Genomic DNA, 18,918 nt, shown 5'->3' with positions numbered 1-18,918 from the left:
ACTAGATGAGAAATATAAAAATAACCGTTCAATACAACGGAGCAAATTATTGTGGTTGGCAAGAGCAGCCAAACTCTCCTGGAATACAGGGAAATATTGAATATGCAATAAAGGAAATAACAGGTGAGAAAGTAAAAATAAATGGTTCAGGAAGAACTGATGCTGGAGTACATGCACTTGGGCAGGTAGCAAACTTCAAAATAGAATCTCAAATACCTGTAAATAGAATACCAGATGCATTAAATTCTAAGCTGCCAAAAGACATCTCTATAATAGATGCCGAGGAAGTGGAAGATGAATTTCATGCGAGATATAGTGCAAAAGGTAAAATATACAAATATTTAGTGTATAATAGTAGATACCGCAATCCTATCTTGAAAGATATATCATATCAAGTAAAATATGATTTAGACTTTGAAAAGATGAAAAAAGAAGCAGAATCACTTATTGGAACATATGATTTCTGTGGCTTTATGAGCAGCGGATCTTCCGTAAAAGACACTGTAAGAACGATAAAAAGCGTTAAAATAGAAAAAGAAGATGACTTAATTGTATTCGAATTTGAAGGAAACGGATTCCTTTACAATATGGTCAGAATTCTTTCTGGTACGCTTATAGATATCGGAAGGGGAAGAATAACAGAAAGCATGGAGGATATAATAAAATCTCAGGACAGATCAAAAGCAGGTCATACAGCGCCTGGACACGCATTATTCCTCAAAAAAGTTTTCTATTAATCTTGACACTTTTCGGTTAAAGTCGTATAATATACAAGAATGTGTTAATAAGTCCACTTTGCCCCGGACTTGACATAAACGGAAAAATATTTTTAAAGGAAAAAAGTTAAGGAGGGACAGATATGAAAAGTTATATAGCTAAACCAGCAGACGTAAAAAGAAACTGGTACTTAGTTGACGCTGAAGGAAAAACTTTAGGTCGTTTAGCAACTGAAGTTGCAACATTATTAAGAGGGAAACATAAACCAACATTTACACCACACGTGGACGGAGGAGACTTCGTAGTAGTTGTAAATGCATCAAAAGTAGTTTTAACAGGTAAAAAATTAGATCAGAAATACTACAGATACCACACTGGTTATGTAGGTGGTTTAAAAGAAATATCATACAGAGAAATGATGGCTAAAAAACCTGAAGAAGTTGTAGCTCACGCAGTTAGCGGTATGTTACCAAAAAATAAATTAAGAAGCAGAATGATGACTAGATTAAGAGTATTCGCTGGTGCTGAACATAATCATGCAGCTCAGAATCCAGAAGTAATAGAATTTTAATTAGGTGAAAGGAGGAGTTATCATGGCAAATGTACAGTACATAGGAACAGGAAGAAGAAAACATTCTGTAGCTAGAGTTAGATTAGTTGCAGGTGAAGGAAATATAACAGTAAATGGTAGAGCGTTAGATGAATATTTCAACTACGAAACATTAATAAGAGACGTTAAACAGCCATTAGTATTAACTGAAACTGAAAATAAATTTGACGTTATAGTAAAAGTTGAAGGTGGAGGATTCACTGGACAGGCTGGTGCTATAAGACACGGTATATCTAGAGCTTTATTAAAAGCTGACGAAGATTTAAGACCTGCTTTAAAGAAAGAAGGATTCTTAACTAGAGATGCTAGAATGAAAGAAAGAAAGAAATACGGTTTAAAAGCTGCCAGAAGAGCTCCACAGTTCTCAAAAAGATAGTTTTTACGTATTATATTGTGCAAGAAATCCCGAGATATTTTATCTCGGGTTTTTTTATGCTCAAATTACGAATATTATTATTTAGCTATTAAATTATAAAATATAAAGGCGTATAATTAAAATTAAAGGAAATTATTGTAGAAGGGAATGATTATAATGCTATATTCAATCTATTTTAGTCCTACAGGAGGGACAGAAAAAGTAACAAAACTACTTTCATCAGCTTGGGAAGAAACAAAGGACTTAGATATAAGTGACCTGCATTTCAATTACGAAGATGTAAACATAAAAGCTGAGGATATGTGTATAATTTCTGTGCCTTCATTTGGAGGAAGAATACCTACTGTAGCTGTGGATAGAATCAATAAAATAAAAGGAAACGGAGCAAAAGCAGTTGCTGTTGTAGTTTACGGAAACAGAGATTACGATGATACACTACTAGAATTAAAAAATGTTCTTGAAGAAAATGGCTTTGTAGTTGGAGCTATGGTAGCTGCAATAGCAGAGCACTCAATAGCTAGAAATTTAGCAGCAGGTAGACCTGATAAATCAGATGAAGAAGAATTAAAAAAATTCTCTGAAGAAATAAAAGCTAAATTTGAAAATGGAGAAATAAATACGGAACTAATGCCTAAGGGAAATATTCCTTACAAAGAATGGAAAGGATCTGCGTTAAAACCAGAAGCGAATGAAAACTGTGTAGAATGTGGATTATGTGCACAGAAATGTCCAGTAGGTGCAATACCTATGGATAATCCTAAAACTGTGGATAAAGATGTATGCATGGCTTGTATGAGATGTATAAAAGTATGTCCAACAGGTGCTAGAGTATTGGATGAAACTATGAAGGCTGGTCTTGTTGATAAACTTACAACAATGTGCACAGAAAGAAAAGAAAATGAACTTATGATATAAAAGTAATGAATGGTGCTGTATAGCAGGTGTTTTAAGCATTTGCAGCAGCACTTTTTTGTATAAAAACATATTGTTAACTAAAAAAAGTATATTTAAATATAGAAGATATAGAATTAATAGGATATAAGAATAATAAAATAATTCTTTAATTATTTAGAATTTTTTAAAAATAAACTTGAAATAAATTAATTGTTACTAATTTATTTTTTGAATTATATTTGAATTTTTTGTTTTTATGATGTATAATGATGGCGCAAAAACCTTATTTAGTAACTTGTAAATAATGTTTTGTTTATTATTTTAAAATTCAATTTATTATTTTTGACAAGAATTATTAAATTGAGAGGTAAAATAATAGAATTTAAAAAAATGGGGGATTTTATTATGTTTACAAATGTTGAAAAAGGGAATCAAGGATTATGCAAATATTGTGGCAAAAAACTTGCTCCAAAAGAAATGTTGGCGCATTTAGTAAAGTGTGAAAAGAGGGATGAAAAAATTTACGCTGCTAAAAAAGAGATGGAAGGTTTTTTCGATATACTAATAACTTCAAAGGAAATGGAAGACTATTGGATGATAATAGAAGTTAATGAAAAAACAATGCTAAAAGAAATAGACACATTTTTAAGGGAGATATGGCTGGGAAACGAACAATGTCTAAGTATATTTAAAATTAAAAACTTAAAATATAAATATATTTCGGGTGGTAATCTTTTATACGTTGAACCAGAACAAAGTATGTATCATACTTTAAAAAACATTTTGTCAGTTGGGGAAACGTTTGATTATACTTATGGAGAAAATAAAATCACAGAAATAAAATTAATGGTATTTAGTCATAGAATAGGTAGAAGACATGAAGAAGAGGACATAGTATTGTTATCTAGAAATATTCCTCCTGAAAGAATATGTTATAAATGTAAGAAAAATAATGCAAGCTGGGTTGATACAATTATATACTCTTTTGATGATGATGCTTTTTTGTGTGATGAATGTAAGGAAAAAGTAGAGTCAAATAAATTGTTTATACAAATGGAATATACAGAAAATATGCTACCTATTTATAATTCGCCTAGAATGGGGATTGGAGATTATGAGGGAAGCGACTTTTATACAGATGAATTTAAACCTGATTTCGAAAATAAAGAACGTCAAAAAAACAAACCTAAAAAAGTAGAAAAAAAGACACTTAAAAAATTTAAAAATAATCAATATGATGTATATCCTATTATGAAAGAATGGGAAAGTGAATACACTGTATCTGAAAAGGTTGAATCTAAAAGAGAGCTGCCAACAAAGGAAGCGTGGATGGAGTTATATGAAGTAGCTGAAAGAATAAAGAAATTTAAAGCTTGGGAATATGTATATGAATTTCAAATTATATCTCTAAAAGTAAAAGGCGAAGAAACTATTTTTTACAGTATACTAGGTGAAGATGAAAAGGAATATGGTGTAGATGTATATGAAGGATATGATGATTTTAAAACATTCATAGTAAATGATTATAGTGAAGCTTTGGATTTACCAAAAGGATACGTTAAATCACTTAAAAGTAATTTAGCATGCCGTTGGGGAAATGTAGAAGATTTATCAAAAGATCAGAGAGATACTATAAAAGAACTAGGATTTAAATATAAGGGCAAAGGAAAATGGCTATACTTTACTTCATTCGAAAAGGGATATAGTCCATACAGTCTAGATAGAGATGAGGTGGCTCATATGACGAAACATCTAAAGAATCTGGAGATAATATTAGAAAAATTTGAAGATAATATTAGAGAAAGTATAAATATGGATTTTGATGAGCTAATGTGTGTGGAATATATAAAAGATAACAACGAATGGAAGTTTTATATTGAAAAAATTCCACTAGAAGAATATAGCTTATCTAATGAAAAAATTAAGGATAAGAATAAATTAAACAGACTAAAAGAGGCACCAAAGGTTGAATCTGTTCTAGATGTAGATATAATTCCGCTTAAAAGAACTATAAATGATGAAAAATATATAAAACCAATAACGCCATTTATATACGGTATAGTAGATGCAAAATCTGGGGATTTAATAAGTAGCAAAATTGCTGAACCAGGAGCTGATGTAGGTGATTTACTTGTTGAAGAGATAGAGCGATTTATAGATGAGGTTGGTAGACCTAGAATAATAAGAACAGCTAATGAACTTATAAATTCAAAATTATCTCTTATATGTGAAAACCTAGATATAAACTTAAGCCTAAAGAAAAGCTCAAGAGTTGGTAAAAAATTTGGAGAATACATGGTTTATAAAAAAGAAATTGGAAATACTCCACTAAATTAAATAATAATATACAAAGAAAAAACACCTTCGAAATCGAAGGTGTTTTTCTATTATTTTAAAAGTAATTAGTTTAAAGATTGTTCAGTAATTGAGTAAGAACCCAATTGTTATGATTTTTTAGATAATAAATTCCCTGATTTGCGGTAATAACACTGTCAGATACCTCTCTAAAAGTCATAGAAGCATTGCGGAATTCATCTGCTTCGTGTCTAGTTGTAAAAATAATTGCCTTATTTATAGAACCAGTAATTAAGAGAAGTTCCATATCGTCCTCTGATTTTATTCTAGAATGAGGAATATCAGTATGTTTTTTCATATAGCTTATATGAGTATCAAGCACATACACATCCTCTTTTGCGTGTACAATATCATTCATTGTAACAGTATCTTTTTCAGCTAGTTCATGATCTTTTGGAAGCATTATACCAAAAGGACAAGAGCGAACAAGCTTACTGCCTATGTTTTCAGGAAGCTCTAAAGTCTGTGATACATACGCTAAAATAATATCGTATTTACCACTCAATAGATAATCGGCATAATAAGCATCCTGGCATCTATCAAAAATAATATCGACATTTGGATACTTTGATTTTAAAGCAGATACTGCAGGGTCTAAAATATTAAGAGAACTAAAACCGTACATACCTATAGTCAATTTACCCTTTGAGTACATTGAACTAAATTTTGTTTTCATAACCGCATCTTCATACGCCTTCAAAATTTTTACTACTTCTTTGTAGAAGATTTCTCCTTGAGGAGTTAATGATACATTTCTACTGTTTCTAATAAATAATTCTGTACCCAATTCCTCTTCGAGGTTTTGAATATGATGACTTATTGCGGGTTGAGCGATGTGACATTCTTTAGCTGCTTTTGTAAAATTTTTGTTACGTGCAACACTTTCAAAATAATGTAGTTTCTCAATTTTCATACTTAATCACCAATTAAAAAATTTATTTTTTAGTAGATATAGTAGATATATTATTTAAATATTTAATAATAAAAATATCTAACTATAAGAAAACATATATACTATTAATTATAAATGAAAATGTCATAAAATACAAAAGTATTTTAAGTCTTATAGAAAAAATTATATATATATATGTTATATATAAAAAATCTATAGATAAGAAAAAATAATTGAATAGAATACTGTATAATATCAAAAATTATATTGACAAAATGTTAAAAAATATATAAAATAATTAGTTTAGGGTTGACTAAAAAATGGATTTGTGCTATTATGTAAACATAGAAAAATTGGGAAGGTGATATGATGGCAACAGTTCAGACTTTAGAAAACATAAAAACTACTCTTGAAAAGCATATAGGCAAAAGAGTGCAGCTAAAGGCTAATAAGGGAAGAAAACAGATTGTCACAAAAAGAGGAGTACTTGAGGAAGCATATCCAAGTGTATTCATAGTAAGAGTAGACGATGGAGCTAATGGTTCATCTAGAATTTCTTATAGTTATTCAGATTTACTTACTTCTAATGTGAAATTACAGGTAATAAAAGGAAAATCTGAAGAAGAACGCAAAGTAAGCTAGAAACAATATTTAAAAATTATAGAGAAAAAAATCTACAGTATACGATAAATAATCTATACTGTATAATTTTTTTGAGTGAAATTTAATTAAATAACTCAAATTTGATTTAGAAGATAGGGAATTGTATATTATATACACAATTCCCTATTTTTTGTAGTATAATTAATTATATAAATTATTTATTTGCAAAAATATGTCGGAGGATAGTGAAATGAAGGTTAAATGTAGAGCAAAAATAAATTTATCTATAGATGTACTTGGAAAGCTTCCAAATGGATATCATCTTGTTGAAATGATAATGCAGTCGATTGATTTATATGATATTCTCGACATAACAGAGCGAAATGATGGAAAAATAATACTAAAAAGCAAAAGTAAGGAAATTCCAGTTAATGAGAACAATATAGTATATAAAGCTGCCAATCTTCTAAAAGAAAGAACAGGAGTAAAAAAGGGAGCTGAAATATTTATAGATAAGAGAATACCAGTTGCAGCAGGTATGGCTGGGGGGAGCACAAATGCAGCTGGAACTTTAGTAGCTCTTAATAAAATATGGAAATTAGGGTTAAGTGAGAAAGAGTTAAAAGAAATAGGATTTGAACTTGGTGCAGATGTTCCGTTTTGTATATCTGGAGGTGCGGTACTTGCAGAAAATTTAGGTGAAAAGCTAACAGATATAAAGGGGTTAAATGATGATATATATGTATTAGTTTGTAAACCTGAATTATTTGTATCTACAAAAGAAGTGTATAATAAGTTTGATATGTCTAATGTATCCAAAAGACCTGACAATAAATATCTTATAGAATGTCTTAAAGAAGATAAAATAGATGAACTTGCAAAAAATATGTGTAATGTCCTAGAATCTGTAACATCTTTAATGCATCCAGAGATAGAAGATATAGAAAATATTATGAAAAGAAGTGATGTACTGGGAACTATGATGAGTGGAAGTGGTCCTACAGTATTTGGACTGTTTGATTCACAAGACGAAGCTGAAAAGGCGAAAAGAGAATTACTAGATAAATATAAGCAAGTTTATCTTGTTAGAAGTGCTGAAAGGGGAATTGAATTAAATGGAAAATTTAACTAAATTAAATTTAGATAACTATAAACCACTTAGAGATGTTGTCTTTGAAAGTTTAAGAAAGGCTATTGTAGAGGGAAGTTTAAAGCCTGGACAAAGACTTATGGAAGTTCAGTTAGCAGAACAGCTAGGCGTAAGTAGAACACCTGTAAGAGAAGCAATAAGAAAATTGGAATTAGAAGGATTTGTAATAATGCTTCCTAGAAAAGGTGCGTATGTAGCTGATATGTCTGTTAAAGATATAATAGATGTATTAGAAGTTAGATCTGCATTAGAAGGTCTTGCAGCAAATTTAGCAGCAGAAAGAATGGATGAAAAAGAAGTAGAAAATTTAAAAGAAATATCAGAGTCACTTAATGTTGCAATGGAAGGTGGAAACCTTGATGAAATTCTTAAAAAAGATGTAGAATTCCATCAGTGTATATTTGAAGCAGCTGGAAATAAAAAGCTTACTCAGATGATAAACTCTCTTTGGGAACAGGTATATAGATTTAGAGCAGGATATATGTCTGATAAAAATGCAATGATAGGTATAAAAGAAGAACATGCTCATCTTATAGACGCTATAGTAAGTGGTGATGGAGAAAGAGCATCTAAATGTGCTAAAAATCATATAGAAAGAGCAGAACAGTATATGATAGATAAAGCGGATAGAATATAAGGTATTAATCGATAAGGAGATTTATTATGGATAAAAGAGGAATCGGCGTTTTTGATTCTGGATTGGGAGGTCTTACGGTATTAAAAGAAATTAAAAAGATACTTCCTAATGAAGACCTGGTATATTTTGGTGATACTGCCAGAGTACCATATGGTCCTAGATCTAAAGAAACGATAATGAAATATACTTTTCAAGCGATAAATTTCTTGCTAACAAAAGATGTTAAAGCTATAGTAATCGCTTGTAATACAGCTACAGCTAGAAGTTTAGTTGAAGCACAGGAAAAGTATGATATACCTATAATAGGTGTTATAGAAGCTGGTGCTAGAACAGCTGCAGCATCTACAAAGAATGGTAAAGTTGGTATTATAGGGACTGAAGGAACTATAAAATCAAAAGCATACAATGCTGAGATAAAGAAAATAGATAAAAGAATAAAAGTATATGGAAAGGCATGTTCATTATTTGTACCTATAGTAGAAGAAGGATGGGCAAATACTGAAGTAGCTAGACTTACTGCTAAGGAGTATCTAAAAGAGCTTGAAGAAAAGGATGTAGACTCAATAGTTCTTGGATGTACTCATTATCCACTTCTAAAAAGAACTATAGGCGAAGAAGTTGGGATGGAAGTTAAATTAGTAAATCCAGCAAGAGAAACTGCAATAGATTTAAAAAATATACTAATAGAAAAAAATCTTCTAAACACAAAGGAAGAACTAGGGGAATGTAATTATTTTGTATCAGATATAAATGAAAAATTCCCGTCTATAGCAAGAGAATTCTTAAAATCTAAGATAGAAGTAGAAAAAGTAGAAATACAGAGATATTAAATTATTATAAGCGAGGAAATATAGTGAGTAATAAAATAATAATAAAAACAAAACAGTATGATGCCGATGGTAATATGGATACTATAGAGTTAAAAGCATATGGTCAAGTAATAGAAAAGAACGGTAGTATATACATCAAGTACAATCAAAAAGAAGAAGATATGGAAGTTAAAAATACTATAAAGATATCAGAAGATTGTATAAAAGTTATAAAAACTGGAAGTGTAAATTCTACAATGACATTTACTAAGGGCAATAAGCATACAAACAAATACGCAACGCCACAGGGAATATTTTTAATAGATACTAAGGTAAACGACTTTAAAATCTCAAATGGAGAAAAGAAATTAGAAGTACATTTGGATTATATGATAGAAATCCAAAATATGTTTGCTGGAAGAAATAAAATGATTATCAAAGTTGAAAAATAATTAAATTAAAAAAATAAGAGAATAATTTTTATAAGGTAGCGAAAAAGCTACCTTTTATTGCATTTATTTGGTATTATTATACTTAGGCGATTTATATAATAATATAAATCATTTGTTTACGACAAAATTTAAAAAGAGGTAGTAAATATGATATTTGACAGAGTTGTTGATACTATAGATAAACACAATATGATATCGTATGGAGATAAAATAATAGTTGGACTCTCAGGAGGACCCGATTCAGTTTGTCTTCTTCATATATTAAATAGATTAAAAGAATCGAGAAATTTAAAGATATATGCAGCACACCTAAATCATCAGATAAGAGGTATTGAAGCACAAAAGGATGCGCTATTTGTATCTGAGCTTTGTGACTCTCTTGAAATACCTGTATTTATAAAATCTGTAGATGTTCCAAAATATTGTGAAGAAAAAGGACTTTCTTTAGAAGAAGGTGCTAGAAATATAAGATACGATATGTTCTATGAGATAAAAAGAAGAACAGGAGCTAATAAAATAGCTATAGGACATAACATGAATGACCAGGCAGAAACAGTTATGATGAGAATTATGAGAGGAACGGGTCTGCAAGGTTTAAGAGGAATAGAATATACTAGAGAAAATGGTATAATTAGACCAATATTAGATATAGAAAGAAAGGATATAGAAGCTTATTGCGAGCAGCATGAGTTACATCCTAAAATAGATCAGACTAATCTAGAAAGTATATACACAAGAAATAGAATTAGATTAGAGCTTTTACCTTATATGCAGGAACATTTTAATAGTAATGTAGTAGAGTCTATAGTAAGACTTAGTAACAGTATGAAGAGCGACGGTGACTATTTGGATTCTGAAGCTATGAAAGCATACGATGAGGTAGCTACATTAGACGATAAAGCTGTAGAGGTAAATGTAGAAAAGTTATCTGGATACCATGAAGCTATACAGAGTAGAATAATAAGATATGCTATAAAAGATGTACTAGGTGATACAAACTTTGTAGATCAGAAGCATATTGAAGATGTTATACAACTTATAGATACATCAAAAAATGGAAAAATGTTAAATCTTCCTAGAGGGGTATTTGCATATAGAAGAGCAAATAGTATACTATTTACATTAGAAGAAATAAAAGAAGATGAGATAGAATACAGCTATCATGTACCTAAGGATGGATTTATAAAAATAAAAGAGTTGGGTATATTAGTCGATTCTGACGTTATAACTATTGAAAAATATAGAAGTCTTAAAAAAGATTCATCTGTAAAAGCCGTTGATTTTGATAAGATAAAAGGGGGTATAACTGTAAGGAATAGACAGCCAGGGGATAAGATTAAGTTAAAAGGTGGAACTAAAAAGATAAAAGATTTATTTATAGATCTGAAGATACCTAGAGAAATGAGAAATAGAGTTCCAATTGTTGTTGACGGGGAAGAGGTAATTCTTGCTGGTGAATACAGAATGAATGAAAATTATAAAATTGATGAAAATACAAAAAAAGTGCTTAAACTCAGCATAAAAAAACTGTAGGACCTTAAAGAGGGGAGGAAATTTAATTTGAAAAAAATGCTAAGAGGAATTGTATTTTACGTTCTAATGTTAGCTATAATAGTAGGCGTTATTCAGTTTACTGGAAAAGAAGTAGAAGAAGTAAAAGAAATTCCATTTTCAAAAGTATACCAAGAACTTAATGAAGGTGATATAGCCTCAATATATTTTGTAGATGATACATCTGTTGAAGGTGTGTTAAAAGATAAGACAAAATTCAAATCTTATATACCATCAGAAGTAAAAGGTGAACAATTTGCAGATAAAGTTTTAGAACAGTCAAAACAGAATAAGCTTGTAATAGATGGTGAGCCAGAACCTACAACACCTTGGTTCATATCAATGCTTCCAACATTTATAATGCTTATATTCCTAGGAATACTTTGGTTCAGCTTTATGAATCAGTCTCAGGGCGGCGGAGGCAAAGTTATGAACTTTGGAAAATCTAAAGCCAAATTACACAAAGATGGAGATGGAGAAAAAGTAACATTTAACGATGTTGCTGGTCTTCAGGAAGAAAAAGAGGATTTACAGGAAGTTGTAGATTTCTTGAAAAATCCTAAAAAATACACACAACTTGGTGCTAGAATACCAAAAGGTATACTTATGGTAGGACCTCCAGGTACAGGTAAAACATTCTTATCAAAAGCAGTAGCCGGAGAAGCTGGAGTACCGTTCTTCAGTATAAGTGGTTCTGATTTCGTTGAAATGTTTGTTGGGGTAGGTGCATCTAGGGTTAGATCATTATTTGAAGATGCTAAGAAAAATGCTCCAGCAATAATATTCATAGACGAAATAGATGCCGTTGGTAGAAAAAGAGGTGCTGGTCTAGGTGGAGGACACGACGAAAGAGAACAGACACTTAACCAGTTACTAGTTGAAATGGACGGTTTCGGAATTAATCAGGGTATAATAATAATGGCTGCAACAAACAGACCTGATATATTAGACCCTGCACTTTTAAGACCAGGTAGATTCGATAGACAGGTTGTTGTTGGAACTCCTGATGTTAAAGGTAGAGAAGCTATATTTAAAGTTCATTCAAGAAAGAAACCTCTAGCAGACGATGTTAGATTAGATGTATTAGCTAAGAGAACGCCAGGATTTACTCCTGCAGATATAGAAAACCTTATGAATGAAGCAGCTATATTAACTGCTAGAAAAGGTGAAAAGAAAATAAGAATGGCTACAATAGAAGAATCTATAACTAAGGTTATAGTTGGTGTAGCTAAAAAATCAAGAGTAATAAGCGATAAAGAAAAGAGACTTACTGCTTACCATGAAGCAGGACATGCTGTATGTGCTCACCTATTAGAAAATGTAAGCCCAGTACATCAGGTAACAATAATACCTAGAGGTATGGCTGGTGGATTTACAATGCAGCTACCTATAGAAGATAAATACTTTGCTACTAAGAGAGATATGGAAGAAAATATAATCGTTATGCTTGGTGGTAGAGTAGCTGAAGAGTTAGTTCTTAAAGATATATCTACTGGAGCTTCTAATGACCTTGAAAGAGTTAGTCAGACAGCTAGAGACATGGTTAAGAAATATGGTATGAGTGCTAAGATAGGACCTATGACATTCGACAGCGAAGGAGAGGTATTCTTAGGAAATAGTATATCAAATACTAGAACATACTCAGAAGAAGTTGCAAATGAAATAGATGTAGAAATAAGAAATATTATAATAGGTGCTTACGAAATGACTAAGAAAATCCTATCAGAAAATATGGATAAATTAGAAAATGTAGCACAGGCACTTCTAGTATATGAAACACTAGATGCAGAAGAGTTTGTTAAAGCTATAGAAGGAACTCTTCCACTAGATGTTGATTTAGATGAAGTAGAAGAAGCTAAAAAAAGAGAAGCTGGTGTAATAGATTACGAAGCTGATTTTGTAGAAGTAAAAGATGAAACTACAGAAGAAGAAAAATCTACAGACGCAGAAGTAGTTGAAGAAAATAATGACGATACTTCTGATAAAGTAGAAGAAAAAGAAGAGGACTCTTCTGACGAGGAGTAAGTCTATAAATAAAAAGATGAATTAGGGGGAAGGTGGATACCTTCCCTTTTTTGTACATAAATTGTATAGTTATGTTTTGATGTGGTTTGTAAAAAGGGAGAATGATATATGAGCAAGGATAATAGAAAAAGAATAATAGAGATGTTATCTAATTCTGGAGAGGAGTTTATATCTGGAGAGAGTATTTCTAAAGAGCTTGGAATTTCTAGGGCAGCTGTATGGAAGCATATAAACTACTTAAAGGAAAATGGATATGAGATAGAAGCGATAAATAAAAAAGGATATAGGATTGTAGATGTAAATTCAGATGTTATAATACCAGAGCAGATAACTGCAAATTTAGATACAAAATTTGTGGGACAAAATATAAAATATTTCCAGGAGATAGATTCTACAAATAATTATGCAAAAGATAATTTTGAGTCTTTAAAAGATGGAACTCTTATCATATCTGAGTATCAATCTGCTGGTAAGGGAAGACTTGGAAAAAACTGGCAATCAAATATCGGAGAAGGTATATGGATGAGTCTGATGTTAAAACCAGAGATACCAGTATATAAGGCTCCGTTTTTGACACTTGTTGCTGGAGCAGCCATATTAAATGCTTTTAGAAATATTGGTGTAGATGCTGAGATAAAATGGCCTAACGATATAGTATTAAATGGTAAAAAAATATGTGGAATTCTTACTGAGATGGTTGCAGAAGTGGAGAGAGTTGGATGTGTAGTTATAGGTATGGGAATAAATGTAAATACAATGTTATTTCCCGGGGAATTATCTGAAAAAGCTACTTCTCTAAAAAAAGAAGGGTTTGAGCTTAAAAGATCGGATATAATAAGAGAGATTATGCACGAATTTGAAAAACTTTATACTACATATATAGAGTATGGAAGTAAAGAAGAAGTAATAAGCGTATGTAGAAAATACTCTGTTCTTATAGGTAAAGATGTTTATATTATAAATAAGAATCATAGAGAAAAAGTGTACTGTATGGATATAAGTGATGATGGAAACCTTATAGTAAAACACGATGACGGAGTGATAGAAGAGGTGATTTCTGGAGAGGTATCTGTAAGAGGACAAAATGGTTATATTTAATCACTTTGTATACAATATTATTGACATAGATATACCTAGTTGTTAAAATAACTATGCTAGGGAGATGTATAAGAGAAAATAATCTGATATAAATTAGAATACGAAAGAAGGATAAGATTTATGTTATTAGTATTTGATGTGGGAAATACAAATATGGTTTTAGGACTATATGATGGAGATAAACTTGAAAAACATTGGAGAATTCATACAGATAAATATAAAACTTCAGATGAATATGGAATGCTTATAAAGGATTTATTCAGACATTATGATTTAAAGATAGAGGATATAGACGATGTTATAATATCTTCTGTTGTGCCTGATGTTATGCATTCTTTAGAAAATTTTGCTAGAAAATACTGCGATAAAGAAGCTATGGTAGTCGGCCCTGGAATAAAGACAGGACTTAATATAAAATACGATAATCCAAGACAGGTTGGAGCAGATAGAATAGTAAATGCTGTTGCAGCTATAGAAAAATACGGATATCCGCTAATAATAGTTGATTTTGGAACAGCTACAACATTCTGTGCTATATCTGAATCAGGAGAATATCTAGGAGGAACAATAGCGCCAGGAGTTAAGATTTCAAGTGAAGCTTTATTCCAGAGAGCATCTAAACTTCCTAGAGTAGAGCTTATAAAACCGGGTACAGTAATAGCAAAAAATACTGTTTCTGCAATGCAGTCTGGTCTTATATACGGGTATGTAGGTCTTGTAGATAAGATAATTGAAATGATGAAGGAAGAGTTAAAAAATCCCGATGTAAAAGTAGTAGCTACAGGAGGTCTTGCTGGACTTATATCGTCTGAAACAGATAGTATAGATGAAATAGATAAATTCCTTACATTAGAAGGACTTAGAATGATATACGAAAAAAATAAAGAAAATGACTTATAGAATGAATTTTATAGATTGGAGGTGCTTTAATAGTATCTCTAATTTTTTTTATCTACTTGAGGTGTGTGTTATTGAAGAATAGTAGAGTTTTGTGTTAATATAATACCATTGACTTTAAGAAAAATAGATTTAAATAGAAAGGAAGTGTAATATGAGAATAGATGATGTAGTCCTAGAAAATGAAGTTTTTTTAGCCCCTATGGCAGGAGTTACTGATTTAGCATTTAGACTTATATGCAAGGAATACGGTAGTGGGCTTTTATATACAGAGATGATAAATGCAAAGGCTCTTTGTTATGATGATGAAAAGACAAAGGGAATGCTTAAAATAGAGGAGGAAGAGCATCCTGTTGCTGTACAGATATTTGGTTCTGAGCCAGAATTTATAGCCGGTGCAACAGAGATTTTAAACGAACATTCAAATGAGATACTTGATATAAATATGGGATGTCCTGCTCCAAAAGTTGTAAAAAATGGAGATGGATCAGCTTTAATGAAAACTCCTGAGCTTGCAGCAAAAGTTATAGAGGCAGCAGCAAAGAAATCTAAGAAACCTGTTACAGTTAAGTTTAGAAAAGGTTGGGATGAAGATAGTATAAATGCTGTAGAGTTTGCTAAGATGGCAGAGGCTAGTGGTGCTCAGGCTATAACTATTCATGGTAGAACTAGAGCTCAGTATTATTCAGGAACTGCTGACTGGGACATAATAGAGGAAATAAAAAATGCGGTTAAAATTCCTGTTATAGGGAATGGAGATATAGTGACTATTGAAGATGCTATAAATATAAGAAAAAAGACTGGATGCGATGCAATAATGATAGGTCGTGGGGCACAGGGAAATCCTTGGATATTCAATAGAATAAATCATTATATGAAAACTGGTGAGATACTTCCAGAGCCAACTGCAGAGGAAAAAATAAGAACCGCGATAAAACACTTTAACCTTGCAATTAAAGAGGATGGAGAGTATGTAGCTGTTAGAGAAATGAGAAAACATCTAGGTTGGTATTTAAAGGGAATGAAAAAATCTGCTAGGCTTAGAGATGAAATAAATAAGCTAGAATCAGCCGATGAAGTGGTAGGTAGATTAGAGGCATATATAGCTGAATCCTTGACATAATGCGAATATTAGCCTATAATATAGCGGATAAAGTAAAATAATGGCGATTTAATACCCATTCAAAATAAATAGAAAATTTAATAACATTTACGAGAAGGAGTTTAATAAGAAAAATGGAAGCAAATAAAGAAATATTATTAACTCAGGAAGGTTTTGACAAACTAGAAGCTGAGCTTGAAGAATTAAAAATAGTTGGTAGAAAAGACGTTGCCGAAAAATTAAAAGTAGCTATATCATACGGGGATTTATCAGAAAATGCTGAGTACGATGAAGCTAAAAAAGAACAGGCAGAATTAGAAGAAAAAATATTAAAAATAGAAAATATGATAAGAAAAGCAACTATAATAGATGAAGAATCTATAGATTTAAGTAAAGTAACTGCTGGATCAATAGTAAAACTTTACGATTATGATTTTGAAGAAGAAGTTACTTATACTATAGTTGGTTCAACAGAAGCAGATCCATTTGCAGGTAAGATATCAAATGAATCTCCAATAGGAAAAGCTATATTAGGAAAATCTGAAGGTGATGAAGTAGAAGTTCAGGTTCCAGATGGAGTAGTTAAATACAAAATACTATCAATAAGCAGATAATAAATTTATAAATAGTAAATATAAGCAATACAAAATATAAATGGAGGTGCACTATGAGCAATAATAAAAATACTGAAGCAAATGTAGAAATGACTAGTGAAGAATTAAGTGAAGTGCTTCAGGTAAGAAGAGATAAACTAGCTAATTTACAGGAAATGGGAAGAGATCCATTCAAGGAAAGTAGATACGATAGAACTCATTACTCTGTACAGGTAAAAGAAGGATTTGAAGCTTTAGAAGGAGAAACTGTTAAGATTGCTGGACGTATGATGAGCAAGAGAATACAGGGTAAAGCAGGATTCATAGATATACAGGATGCTGAAGGTAGAATACAGTCTTACGTTAGAAAAGATAGATTAGGCGATGAAGAATACACTATATTCAAAACTTACGATATAGGTGATATAGTTGGTATAGAAGGTGAAGTATTCATAACTAAAAGAGGAGAAATATCAGTAAAAGCAGATAAAGTTACTTTATTATCTAAATCTTTACAGATATTACCAGAAAAATACCATGGATTAAAAGACCAGGAATTAAGATATAGACAGAGATATGTTGACCTTATAGTTAATCCAGAAGTTAAGGATGCTTTTATAACAAGAACTAAAGCTCTTAAAGCTTTAAGATCATACCTAGATGAAAGAGGATTCTTAGAAGTTGAAACTCCAATATTAAATACAATAGCTGGTGGAGCAAATGCTAGACCTTTCATAACTCACCACAATACTTTACATATACCAATGTATTTAAGAATAGCTAACGAATTATATCTAAAAAGATTAATAGTTGGTGGATTTGATAAAGTTTACGAAATGGGAAGAATGTTCAGAAATGAAGGTATGGACATGAAACATAACCCAGAATATACAGCAATAGAATTATACCAGGCATATGCTGATTTTACAGATATGATGGAAATAGCTGAAAATCTTATAGCTCATATGGCAGAAGTTGCTACAGGAAGTACAAAAGTAGTTTACCAGGGTAAAGAAATAGATTTCAAACCACCTTGGAAGAGAATGACTATGATAGAATGTGTTAAAGAATATTCTGGTGTAGACTTCAATGAAATAAATACTGATGAAGAAGCTATAGCTATAGCTAAAGAAAAAGGTATAGAAGTTAAACCTGGAATGAGAAGAGGGGAAATAATAGCTGAGTTCTTTGAAGAATTCGGTGAAGATAAATTAGTGCAGCCTACATTTATAACTCATCATCCAGTTGAAATATCTCCATTATCTAAGAGAAATAATGAAGATCCAAGACTTACTGATAGATTTGAAGCTTTTGCTAATGGATGGGAGCTTGCTAATGCATTCTCTGAACTTAATGACCCAATCGACCAGAAAGGTAGATTTATGGACCAGTTAAGAAAGAAAGAGCTTGGAGATGACGAAGCTTGTGATATGGACGAAGATTTCTTAAATGCTCTTGAAGTAGGTCTTCCTCCAACAGGTGGACTAGGAATAGGTATAGATAGAGTTATAATGCTTCTTACAGATTCAACATCAATAAGAGACGTATTATTATTCCCTACTATGAAACCAATAGAAAAACAGGAAGAATCTGCTGAATAATAAAATTGATTTGTTTGATTGAAATTAATATTTATAAAATTTGATAGATAGGACTATTTAACTTTGTAGTTAAGTAGTCCTTTTTTATTGTTATGCTAAGAAAAAAATGTTGTATTTATGATAAAGAAATGGATACAAAATATATTTGTTATTTGGAAAAATCAAATTTATTATCTATATTTTTGGAAAGATACGAAGAAAAAGTAGAAAATATAAATATATTTGAAAGATAAAATAAAAGAAAAATACGAACAAAAATAAATATAATTGATTAAAAATAAATAGTATGCTGAATTATAAAATGATAAAAATTAATAAAGAACGATATTTTTTAAAGTGTAAAAAAATAATAAAAAAAAGTTAAAAAAAGTGTTGACCTAGTTGAGTAAAGGTGATATTATAATACTTGTCCTTGAGAGAGGGCAAGAAAATAAAAAATAAAACGAAAGTTTTAAATGAACTTTGAAAACTGAACAGCAGATATATTTAGTTCGAACAAATAGTTCGAACGCCATACAAACCATGCCAGATATTTTGAGATAACATCTGAGCGGAT

The 18,918-nt window shown here is 31.0% G+C and carries 19 protein-coding genes; 18 read left to right on the top strand and 1 reads right to left on the bottom strand.

Features of this window, described 5'->3' with window-relative positions; genetic code table 11:
• Positions 1 to 5: 5 nt before the first annotated feature.
• The 5 genes from truA (at position 6) to KGNDJEFE_RS00070 (ending at position 4,934) form a co-directional block, all read left to right on the top strand.
• The gene (gene truA / locus KGNDJEFE_RS00090; protein WP_006440530.1) at positions 6 to 737 is read left to right on the top strand and encodes a tRNA pseudouridine(38-40) synthase TruA; all 732 of its coding nucleotides are present in this window, start codon (positions 6 to 8) and stop codon (positions 735 to 737) included.
• Between the two features lie 122 nt (positions 738 to 859).
• Entirely contained in the window at positions 860 to 1,288 is a 429-nt protein-coding gene (rplM, locus tag KGNDJEFE_RS00085; protein WP_006440531.1) for a 50S ribosomal protein L13, read from the top strand.
• Positions 1,289 to 1,310: 22 nt separating this feature from the next.
• Positions 1,311 to 1,703 carry a 30S ribosomal protein S9 gene (rpsI, locus tag KGNDJEFE_RS00080; RefSeq protein ID WP_040410595.1) on the top strand — a complete coding sequence of 131 codons (393 nt, stop codon included), beginning with the start codon at positions 1,311 to 1,313 and terminating at the stop codon, positions 1,701 to 1,703.
• Between the two features lie 156 nt (positions 1,704 to 1,859).
• A complete protein-coding gene (locus tag KGNDJEFE_RS00075; protein ID WP_006440533.1) occupies positions 1,860 to 2,618 on the top strand; it encodes an EFR1 family ferrodoxin in 759 nt (252 codons plus the stop codon).
• Positions 2,619 to 3,002: 384 nt separating this feature from the next.
• Entirely contained in the window at positions 3,003 to 4,934 is a 1,932-nt protein-coding gene (locus KGNDJEFE_RS00070; protein ID WP_040410596.1) for a DUF7309 domain-containing protein, read from the top strand.
• A 70-nt stretch (positions 4,935 to 5,004) separates the two neighbouring features.
• Here the strand turns inward: KGNDJEFE_RS00070 and KGNDJEFE_RS00065 are convergent, their stop codons facing one another.
• The gene (locus tag KGNDJEFE_RS00065) at positions 5,005 to 5,865 is read right to left on the bottom strand and encodes a LysR family transcriptional regulator (RefSeq protein WP_006440535.1); all 861 of its coding nucleotides are present in this window, start codon (positions 5,863 to 5,865) and stop codon (positions 5,005 to 5,007) included.
• Positions 5,866 to 6,213: 348 nt separating this feature from the next.
• On the opposite strand from KGNDJEFE_RS00065, the gene KGNDJEFE_RS00060 reads away from it, so the two are divergent.
• From KGNDJEFE_RS00060 to KGNDJEFE_RS11660, 13 genes are all read left to right on the top strand, one after another.
• Positions 6,214 to 6,486 (top strand): Veg family protein, encoded by a 273-nt coding sequence (locus tag KGNDJEFE_RS00060; protein ID WP_006440536.1) that lies wholly within the window; start codon positions 6,214 to 6,216, stop codon positions 6,484 to 6,486.
• 211 nt (positions 6,487 to 6,697) lie between these two features.
• Positions 6,698 to 7,579 carry a 4-(cytidine 5'-diphospho)-2-C-methyl-D-erythritol kinase gene (gene ispE / locus KGNDJEFE_RS00055; RefSeq protein ID WP_040410597.1) on the top strand — a complete coding sequence of 294 codons (882 nt, stop codon included), beginning with the start codon at positions 6,698 to 6,700 and terminating at the stop codon, positions 7,577 to 7,579.
• Complete coding sequence (locus KGNDJEFE_RS00050; protein ID WP_006440538.1) at positions 7,563 to 8,234, top strand: GntR family transcriptional regulator; 672 nt, start codon at positions 7,563 to 7,565, stop codon at positions 8,232 to 8,234. Before ispE ends, KGNDJEFE_RS00050 begins: the two co-directional genes overlap by 17 nt.
• A gap of 26 nt (positions 8,235 to 8,260) precedes the next feature.
• On the top strand, positions 8,261 to 9,064 hold the full coding sequence (gene murI / locus KGNDJEFE_RS00045) for a glutamate racemase (RefSeq protein ID WP_006440539.1): 804 nt from the start codon (positions 8,261 to 8,263) through the stop codon (positions 9,062 to 9,064).
• Positions 9,065 to 9,087: 23 nt separating this feature from the next.
• Entirely contained in the window at positions 9,088 to 9,495 is a 408-nt protein-coding gene (locus KGNDJEFE_RS00040) for a YwiB family protein (protein ID WP_006440540.1), read from the top strand.
• Positions 9,496 to 9,642: 147 nt separating this feature from the next.
• Positions 9,643 to 11,028 carry a tRNA lysidine(34) synthetase TilS gene (gene tilS / locus KGNDJEFE_RS00035; protein ID WP_006440541.1) on the top strand — a complete coding sequence of 462 codons (1,386 nt, stop codon included), beginning with the start codon at positions 9,643 to 9,645 and terminating at the stop codon, positions 11,026 to 11,028.
• A gap of 27 nt (positions 11,029 to 11,055) precedes the next feature.
• Positions 11,056 to 13,071: an ATP-dependent zinc metalloprotease FtsH gene (gene ftsH / locus KGNDJEFE_RS00030; RefSeq protein WP_040410598.1), complete on the top strand. Its 2,016-nt coding sequence runs from the start codon at positions 11,056 to 11,058 to the stop codon at positions 13,069 to 13,071.
• 108 nt (positions 13,072 to 13,179) lie between these two features.
• Entirely contained in the window at positions 13,180 to 14,169 is a 990-nt protein-coding gene (locus tag KGNDJEFE_RS00025; RefSeq protein ID WP_006440543.1) for a biotin--[acetyl-CoA-carboxylase] ligase, read from the top strand.
• Between the two features lie 120 nt (positions 14,170 to 14,289).
• Entirely contained in the window at positions 14,290 to 15,069 is a 780-nt protein-coding gene (locus tag KGNDJEFE_RS00020) for a type III pantothenate kinase (RefSeq protein WP_006440544.1), read from the top strand.
• 151 nt (positions 15,070 to 15,220) lie between these two features.
• Complete coding sequence (gene dusB / locus KGNDJEFE_RS00015) at positions 15,221 to 16,189, top strand: tRNA dihydrouridine synthase DusB (protein ID WP_006440545.1); 969 nt, start codon at positions 15,221 to 15,223, stop codon at positions 16,187 to 16,189.
• A gap of 113 nt (positions 16,190 to 16,302) precedes the next feature.
• Positions 16,303 to 16,782 (top strand): transcription elongation factor GreA, encoded by a 480-nt coding sequence (greA, locus tag KGNDJEFE_RS00010; protein ID WP_006440546.1) that lies wholly within the window; start codon positions 16,303 to 16,305, stop codon positions 16,780 to 16,782.
• A gap of 53 nt (positions 16,783 to 16,835) precedes the next feature.
• On the top strand, positions 16,836 to 18,362 hold the full coding sequence (gene lysS, locus KGNDJEFE_RS00005) for a lysine--tRNA ligase (protein WP_006440547.1): 1,527 nt from the start codon (positions 16,836 to 16,838) through the stop codon (positions 18,360 to 18,362).
• Between the two features lie 92 nt (positions 18,363 to 18,454).
• Positions 18,455 to 18,595 (top strand): hypothetical protein, encoded by a 141-nt coding sequence (locus tag KGNDJEFE_RS11660; RefSeq protein ID WP_006440548.1) that lies wholly within the window; start codon positions 18,455 to 18,457, stop codon positions 18,593 to 18,595.
• The last annotated feature ends 323 nt before the right edge of the window (positions 18,596 to 18,918 follow it).

Source organism: Peptacetobacter hiranonis (assembly GCF_008151785.1).
Classification (GTDB): domain Bacteria; phylum Bacillota; class Clostridia; order Peptostreptococcales; family Peptostreptococcaceae; genus Peptacetobacter; species Peptacetobacter hiranonis.
The sequence above is the reverse complement of the archived record's forward strand: the minus strand, read 5'-3'. Positions and strand labels throughout refer to the sequence as shown.

Excerpts from the sequence above, each read along its gene's own strand:
- KGNDJEFE_RS00050 (WP_006440538.1), top strand. The coding sequence starts at position 7,563 with ATGGAAAATTTAACTAAATTAAATTTAGATAACTATAAACCACTTAGA.
- KGNDJEFE_RS00025 (WP_006440543.1), top strand. The coding sequence starts at position 13,180 with ATGAGCAAGGATAATAGAAAAAGAATAATAGAGATGTTATCTAATTCT.
- dusB (WP_006440545.1), top strand. The coding sequence starts at position 15,221 with ATGAGAATAGATGATGTAGTCCTAGAAAATGAAGTTTTTTTAGCCCCT.
- rplM (WP_006440531.1), top strand. The coding sequence starts at position 860 with ATGAAAAGTTATATAGCTAAACCAGCAGACGTAAAAAGAAACTGGTAC.
- KGNDJEFE_RS00060 (WP_006440536.1), top strand. The coding sequence starts at position 6,214 with ATGGCAACAGTTCAGACTTTAGAAAACATAAAAACTACTCTTGAAAAG.
- KGNDJEFE_RS00065 (WP_006440535.1), bottom strand. The coding sequence starts at position 5,865 with ATGAAAATTGAGAAACTACATTATTTTGAAAGTGTTGCACGTAACAAA.
- tilS (WP_006440541.1), top strand. The coding sequence starts at position 9,643 with ATGATATTTGACAGAGTTGTTGATACTATAGATAAACACAATATGATA.
- greA (WP_006440546.1), top strand. The coding sequence starts at position 16,303 with ATGGAAGCAAATAAAGAAATATTATTAACTCAGGAAGGTTTTGACAAA.
- KGNDJEFE_RS00020 (WP_006440544.1), top strand. The coding sequence starts at position 14,290 with ATGTTATTAGTATTTGATGTGGGAAATACAAATATGGTTTTAGGACTA.
- murI (WP_006440539.1), top strand. The coding sequence starts at position 8,261 with ATGGATAAAAGAGGAATCGGCGTTTTTGATTCTGGATTGGGAGGTCTT.
- ispE (WP_040410597.1), top strand. The coding sequence starts at position 6,698 with ATGAAGGTTAAATGTAGAGCAAAAATAAATTTATCTATAGATGTACTT.
- lysS (WP_006440547.1), top strand. The coding sequence starts at position 16,836 with ATGAGCAATAATAAAAATACTGAAGCAAATGTAGAAATGACTAGTGAA.
- rpsI (WP_040410595.1), top strand. The coding sequence starts at position 1,311 with ATGGCAAATGTACAGTACATAGGAACAGGAAGAAGAAAACATTCTGTA.
- KGNDJEFE_RS00075 (WP_006440533.1), top strand. The coding sequence starts at position 1,860 with ATGCTATATTCAATCTATTTTAGTCCTACAGGAGGGACAGAAAAAGTA.
- truA (WP_006440530.1), top strand. The coding sequence starts at position 6 with ATGAGAAATATAAAAATAACCGTTCAATACAACGGAGCAAATTATTGT.
- KGNDJEFE_RS00070 (WP_040410596.1), top strand. The coding sequence starts at position 3,003 with ATGTTTACAAATGTTGAAAAAGGGAATCAAGGATTATGCAAATATTGT.
- KGNDJEFE_RS11660 (WP_006440548.1), top strand. The coding sequence starts at position 18,455 with ATGCTAAGAAAAAAATGTTGTATTTATGATAAAGAAATGGATACAAAA.